At 48.0% G+C, this 5,892-nt stretch carries 9 protein-coding genes and 1 pseudogene; 8 read left to right on the top strand and 2 right to left on the bottom strand.

The features are described 5' to 3' along the window. Window positions 1-155: 155 nt before the first annotated feature. Entirely contained in the window at window positions 156-440 is a 285-nt protein-coding gene (locus C230_RS0101085; protein ID WP_018130232.1) for a hypothetical protein, read from the bottom strand. A 319-nt stretch (window positions 441-759) separates the two neighbouring features. On the opposite strand from C230_RS0101085, the gene C230_RS23535 reads away from it, so the two are divergent. From C230_RS23535 to C230_RS0101040, 8 genes are all read left to right on the top strand, one after another. Next, window positions 760-885 (top strand): hypothetical protein, encoded by a 126-nt coding sequence (locus C230_RS23535; RefSeq protein ID WP_018130231.1) that lies wholly within the window; start codon window positions 760-762, stop codon window positions 883-885. A gap of 15 nt (window positions 886-900) precedes the next feature. After that, complete coding sequence (locus C230_RS22210) at window positions 901-1,044, top strand: hypothetical protein (RefSeq protein ID WP_018130230.1); 144 nt, start codon at window positions 901-903, stop codon at window positions 1,042-1,044. A 60-nt stretch (window positions 1,045-1,104) separates the two neighbouring features. After that, window positions 1,105-1,875 carry an urease accessory protein UreH domain-containing protein gene (locus tag C230_RS19015; protein WP_018130229.1) on the top strand — a complete coding sequence of 257 codons (771 nt, stop codon included), beginning with the start codon at window positions 1,105-1,107 and terminating at the stop codon, window positions 1,873-1,875. A gap of 14 nt (window positions 1,876-1,889) precedes the next feature. Further along, window positions 1,890-2,480: a TlpA family protein disulfide reductase gene (locus C230_RS19010; protein ID WP_018130228.1), complete on the top strand. Its 591-nt coding sequence runs from the start codon at window positions 1,890-1,892 to the stop codon at window positions 2,478-2,480. Between the two features lie 2 nt (window positions 2,481-2,482). Further along, entirely contained in the window at window positions 2,483-3,262 is a 780-nt protein-coding gene (locus tag C230_RS0101060) for a hypothetical protein (RefSeq protein ID WP_018130227.1), read from the top strand. After that, entirely contained in the window at window positions 3,240-3,929 is a 690-nt protein-coding gene (locus tag C230_RS0101055; RefSeq protein ID WP_018130226.1) for a response regulator transcription factor, read from the top strand. The genes C230_RS0101060 and C230_RS0101055 overlap by 23 nt, the downstream gene beginning before the upstream one ends. A gap of 668 nt (window positions 3,930-4,597) precedes the next feature. After that, window positions 4,598-5,014, top strand: a complete 417-nt coding sequence (locus C230_RS0101045) for a rhodanese-like domain-containing protein (RefSeq protein ID WP_018130224.1) — start codon at window positions 4,598-4,600, stop codon at window positions 5,012-5,014. 224 nt (window positions 5,015-5,238) lie between these two features. Beyond that, window positions 5,239-5,451, top strand: coding sequence for an SHOCT domain-containing protein (locus tag C230_RS0101040; protein WP_018130223.1), 213 nt, complete (start codon window positions 5,239-5,241; stop codon window positions 5,449-5,451). Window positions 5,452-5,707: 256 nt separating this feature from the next. Here C230_RS0101040 and C230_RS22840 read toward each other — a convergent pair. After that, window positions 5,708-5,892: pseudogene (locus tag C230_RS22840) on the bottom strand (ExeA family protein); the annotation flags it as partial.

The following is a 5,892-nucleotide window of genomic DNA, read 5'->3' as shown; positions in this document are numbered from 1 at the left end:
CACAGGCCTTTTCCATATTTTTTAAAAACCCGATATTGTCGGGTTATTTGGCATGCCCATTTTTTGAAAATGGCTTTCAAGGTTAACAAAATAGGCGATTTTTGACCCATTCACCCCTTGTCCAGACTCGGATTCATCTCTCTAATTCCGAGCTACTATATTGTCGTTACGATACGGATCATGATACGACAATCATCCGAAGAATCCTCCGACATTGAACATGACAAAAAACCGCTCACTCGCCGCCAAATAGCGTGAGCGGTAACAACTTCGGCAGTCAGCTCAAACTGTTTCACTGTCTTCCCATTTTCCTGTATAGTCTTTGGTTGAATGATCGTTGCAACATCGGACGAAGGAGAAGAGAGAAAATAATAGATGCCTCCGGACATCGCCAGAATTCCTGCAAGACCTCCAATCATGAGCTTCGTTCGTTTATGCATTTTGCATGACCTCCATGTTGTGATCTGCTATCAGTGTAGAACAGAATTATGGAGATTCAATGGAGGTTCATACAATGTTCACATGATCGGTCGGTGGATGCAAGACAACATAACCCGAAATCTCGCAACATATGATTCTAGCAAACGAAGAACTTGCCGATAGTGCCTGCTCCAAACCCCAGCGCAACAAAGATGATGGAAAGTTTTTGTGAAGATGCCGGAAAATCCGAAAATCGACAAGAGGGTGCTTTATTTTTCGTTTCTTCATTAAAACTACACATTTTTGTTTTATCTTGTTTCCTAGGGAGGGAGCGGTTATATGGAAGAGAGGGACTGGTTTGCTACAGTCATGAAAGTCTTAGCAGCTGCCTTTGTCATCTTAATTGGCTTTATTTTTTACATGATATTTGCAGGTAATGGAATGCACAATATGAACAATATGTAGGGAGGAAGATCGATTATGAAAAAAGGCATCTCCGTATTCTTAGCAACAATTCTGGCTGCGGGACTGCTTGCGGGATGTTCGAGCAGCAAAGACCAACAAATGAACGACAAGAACATGCCGGGCATGGATCACAGCAAGATGCAAAACGGCAACAAATAACAGGACTTACAGCCCACGCAATCGTGTGGGCTTTTACGTACGCATGTTGGGGGGCTCAATATGAACTGGACCGATTTTTATTTCTGGTACTCTCAATTTGCAAACTCCCTCATGGAGCCCATCTACCAATTATCCAGAGGAATCAATATGCCCGTTCTTGCGGCCTTGTTGTTGGGATTGGCAGGCGCCACCGCCCCGTGCCAAATATCAACCAACATCGGAGCATTCGGATATGTGGCTCGCTATGCGGGAGACGGAAATGCTACGTTCAACCAGGCGATCAGTTTTGTAGCAGGCAAGATTGTGGCGTATTCTCTGATCGGGGCGAGCGTGATCTTCTTGGGAACCCGGATGGACGTTATCTCACAAAATCTCATACCCGTCATCACGGTGATTCGAAAAGGAATGGGTCCGATTTTTATTCTGAGCGGTTTGATCATGCTGGGCGTCTTTCGGTTCAGAAAAACGGTGGGGGAAAGACTCAAGGACAGGTTGCTGAAAATTGTACCAAAACAGGGAATTTGGGGAGCTTTTTTATTGGGGGTTGTATTTTCACTTGCTTTTTGTCCGACTCTTTTTCTGCTCTTCTTCGGCATGCTGGTTCCGCTTGGCATCCGGTCGACGGGCGGAGTATTCTTTCCAGCCGTATTTGCGGTGGGCACGACATCTCCTCTCCTCTTTTTGGTGTATGCATTGACATTAGGGAGCGATGCCCTGAAGAAAAAGTTCGTGAAACATGCAGGCAAAATAAACCGCGTGGTGACCAGGGCAGTTGCTATCGTTTTCATTTTGCTGGGAATCAATGATACATTGCTGTACTGGAATCTGTAAGGGGGCAAGAACCGATGGAGCAGAAGAAATCAATCCGATGGTATGCGGGAATCCTTTTTATTGGCATGCTGGTACTGGCTGTGGTTGCCGGAATGGAAAATTCACCCCGAATCGACAAGCAGACGGCCTCCTCCGCCAATTCGCCAGGCGGAAAACAGACAGCGGACGTCGCCTCTTTGCCGCGGCCGGGGTACATGGCGCCCGATTTTACCTTGCAGGATCTGAACGGGAACCAGGTGAAACTAAGCGATCTGAAAGGAAAAAAGGTGCTGCTCAACTTTTGGGCGTCCTGGTGTCCTCCGTGCAAAGCCGAGACGCCCGATTTGGTGGAGATGAGTGAAAAATACAAAGATCAGGTGGCGTTCTACGGTGTCAACCTGACTGTAACAGACGTTGAGGAAGGGGTAAAACAATTTGCTGCGGATTACAGGATTCGCTATCCGATCCTAATGGATCGTGACGGCCGTGTGGCCAACCTCTACCAGGCGAACGCAATTCCGATGACTGTCACAATTGACAGGAACGGATTCATCGTCGACCGCCGGGACGGTCAATTGTCAAAATCGGCGATGGAAAATATGATCAAAAAACTTCTGGAGAGATAAACATGGCGCTCTTGGGGACTTATGTGAAATTAGGATTGTGGACGATATCCTCCTCATGGATTGGAATGTTTGTCGGGGTTGGACTGGCCCTGTGGCTGATCAAACGGGAAGCAAACCGTGCAGGATGGGATGGTCTGAAAGTGAGAGACCTGGTATTTGACAGCGTCTTTTACGGGATTCTGGCCGCCCTTTTGTCGCCGCTGCTCTTGATGCCTCGTGAGGTATTGGACCGTCCGTTTCAGATCCTTTTGGGCGGTTTGATTCCGTACGCGTCCTGGATTGGATGGGGAACCGGGATGGGATATTTCCTGTATAAATTCCGGAAACATCCGATTCCCCTTTTGACGTTCCTGGATGTTTTGGTACCGGCGGTGCTTGCCGGATGGGCTGCTTATTCGATACTTGTTGCCGACTATGGAACAAGAACGGAACTTTTTTGGGGAGTTGCACTCGCGGATGGTACGTATCATCCTGTCAATGTCTATAGGGCTGTGCTTTTTGCGATCAGCGGATGGTTCATCATCCAAAAAGTCCCCTTGCGACTTGCGGGAACCAGAGGAGCGCTTGGTCTTATGATGTTGGGAACAGGCGGGCTGTTGATCTCGCTGGTCGATTACAATCCGATTCTCTGGTTGTTTTTGACACCAATCCAATGGGGATTACTGTTGTGTGGGACCATGGGCGCCATTCTGTTGACAAAAGCAGATTTTTTTGGAACATCGCTGCATATGAAAGAAAACACCGGCGGGGTGAAATCGGTTGAGACGTATCCTGATCATTGAGGACGAGCAAAAAATTGCGGAAGTCGTGCGATCCTACCTGGAAAGAGAAGGATACAACGTCGACATTGTGGATAACGGTGAAGAAGGGATTCGACTGCATGAAAAACGGCCTTACGATCTGATTTTGCTGGATCTTATGCTGCCAGGCATGTCGGGCGAAGAAACATGCAGACGAATTCGGGCTTCATCACGAGTCAGTATCATCATGCTAACGGCGAAGTCAGCGGAAGAAAACAAAATTGAGGGGTTGCAGCTTGGGGCGGACGACTACATCACAAAACCGTTTTCACCAAAAGAACTGGTGGCAAGGGTGGCGGCGGTTTTGCGTCGGTCTTCAGAAGGAGAATTGCTCGCAGAACAATTGTATTTGCCTGACGGCCTTGTGTTGGACAGGGGGAACCGGGAAGTCCGCAGGGGGGAAGAAAAGATCAGATTAACGCCCACCGAGTTCAAGATTTTATACACATTGGCGCAAAATCCCCAACGTTCTTTTCGTCGGGCGGAACTGATTGAAAAAGTGTTTGGCTACGATTTTGAAGGCGACGAACGAGTAATCGATACCCATGTGAAGAACTTGCGGCGAAAAATCGAATCCGATCCCAAAAACCCGAAGGTGGTGTTGGCCGTATATGGAGTGGGGTATCGACTGGGAGGCACAACGGTCTGAACAAGAGATATGCACGTGGATTTGCACAGCAGATTGAGGAGGGTGAACATGCGGGGCGTGGGAGCCCGTCTGTGGGAAGTGTTGTTCTTCAATCCTGGCTATTATCTCCAGAATCCCGTTGATATCATTGCGGTCTGGAAAGGCGGCGAGTGCTTGATTTTTTAACCCGGTGCCCAATCTTGAAAGCATCTGTTGCCGTGATTTTTACATTTGCCATATTCAGAAACGCCGGCCGGCAATCAGCGATTTAGCCGGCTGAGCGGTAAATCGAATCATTTTGAGTGGATCATCGGGAAAGGATGTGAGCCATATGAAACGACAACACAATAGCAAACTGGTTCAGAAGACGGCGCTTGTATTTTCCTGGTTGTCTTGTCTCGCCTGACTGGCGCCTGTACTCATTTTGCCGCTCGGTCTGAGCGGTGTCGCATTTGCAACCAGTGCATTTTTCTTTAAATATCAATACCTGTTTCTCGGGCTGGCGATCGGTTCACTCGGATTGGCTTATTTCATGGCATGGAAATCAAAATCGTGGAAAACGAGATCTGGTCTTGTGACATTAGGTTTGTCGACAACCATGACCATTTTTTCGGTAGCTTATCTTTTGTATGCGAACTATGGACTCTGAGTATCCGGAATGAGATTTTCGCTCGGGAAGGAGGATTCGGATGAAACGGTGGCTGACACTATTTGCACTGGTGTTGATTCTCATCTCTGCTGCTGTGTTCGTATGGAATCAATTTGTCGGTTCCCGCAGTGGGAACGCAGATTCCAACAAAGAATATTCGGTGATGACCTCAACACAATTGATTTACTTGTTAAATAACAAGCAGGATCTGCAAATCATCGATCTGCGAGAACCCTTCCTTTTCAAGGATGGCCATATCCCCGGAGCCGTGAATATTCCATTTGACGAGTTCCAAAACCGAATGAACGAAATCTCACCCGCCAAGCCAGTGGTATTCGTTTGCCATACTGGTCCTATGGGGGATGTTACCAGTAAAATACTGGTTGAACAAGGATTCAAAAACGTTTCGAATTTAAAAGGCGGTATGGCGGCCTGGGACGGTCCCGTAACAAAGTGAGTGAATAAAAACTGCTTACGAGCGAAAAAACCTGGTTGATCAAACTTTCATACAAATTGTGGATATAATAATAGCGCAAGACCGCTGAACACAATTGTTGTATTCCAGCTCCGTTCGGTCATATTTCGACATCTTGTTGCAATCTGCCCTGGATCGGATCGAGGGTTCTTTCGTTTCGGGAGGCGTGGTTCATTTGATCTTCAAATGGAAAGGAAGAGAATAAGATGATGCACATGATGGGATGGAGCATGATTTTCACGATGATTGTGGGTGTTTTGATTATCGGTTTGGTGATTTACGCGTTTTTTTCTTTGATTGCGAAACCATTTGTTAACAAGGAAGATTCCGCCCTTCGGATTTTGCAGGAACGTTTCGCACGGGGAGAAATCAGCGAAGACGAATATGAGCGGAGAAGAGCGGTTTTGAGGAGAAAGTGACTTCTCTAACAGGGGGGGTACGGAGTTTGAGTAAATGGTTTTCCAGATGGTATGACAAATTGATGGAACCTTTGGAACGAAGAGGGTTTCGTGACATTCGAAAGAACCTGATCGGTCAGGCAGAGGGAAGGGTGTAGCCGCTCACGCTATTTGGCGGTGAATTTCTCACCGCCATTGTCGTGAGCGCTCTACCGTCAATCCGCCAGCCGAGTGAGCGCTGTGTCGACAGTCATCGCAGGCACGAGAAAGCAGCCGGTTAACCGACTGCTCCCCGTTGCCGATCCAGGTCCGTCAGTACCCGCTGGATGTGGCTGTCTTCCACCACGTCGCTACCCTTGGCTGCCGCAGCGTACAGGGCCTGCAGGCAGATTTGGTTCACGACTCGGGGGATCCCTCGGCTGGCTGCATAGACCAGATGTAAGGCGCTGTCCGCAAACAGCG

The sequence above is a fragment of the Effusibacillus pohliae DSM 22757 genome, from assembly GCF_000376225.1.
Taxonomy (GTDB): Bacteria; Bacillota; Bacilli; order Tumebacillales; family Effusibacillaceae; genus Effusibacillus; species Effusibacillus pohliae.
Note: the sequence above shows the minus strand (reverse complement) of the source record. Positions and strands in the feature narration are given on the sequence as shown.

Excerpts from the sequence above, each read along its gene's own strand:
- C230_RS23535 (WP_018130231.1), top strand. The coding sequence starts at position 760 with ATGGAAGAGAGGGACTGGTTTGCTACAGTCATGAAAGTCTTAGCAGCT.
- C230_RS19015 (WP_018130229.1), top strand. The coding sequence starts at position 1,105 with ATGAACTGGACCGATTTTTATTTCTGGTACTCTCAATTTGCAAACTCC.
- C230_RS19010 (WP_018130228.1), top strand. The coding sequence starts at position 1,890 with ATGGAGCAGAAGAAATCAATCCGATGGTATGCGGGAATCCTTTTTATT.
- C230_RS0101045 (WP_018130224.1), top strand. The coding sequence starts at position 4,598 with ATGAAACGGTGGCTGACACTATTTGCACTGGTGTTGATTCTCATCTCT.
- C230_RS0101060 (WP_018130227.1), top strand. The coding sequence starts at position 2,483 with ATGGCGCTCTTGGGGACTTATGTGAAATTAGGATTGTGGACGATATCC.
- C230_RS22210 (WP_018130230.1), top strand. The coding sequence starts at position 901 with ATGAAAAAAGGCATCTCCGTATTCTTAGCAACAATTCTGGCTGCGGGA.
- C230_RS0101040 (WP_018130223.1), top strand. The coding sequence starts at position 5,239 with ATGATGCACATGATGGGATGGAGCATGATTTTCACGATGATTGTGGGT.
- C230_RS0101085 (WP_018130232.1), bottom strand. The coding sequence starts at position 440 with ATGCATAAACGAACGAAGCTCATGATTGGAGGTCTTGCAGGAATTCTG.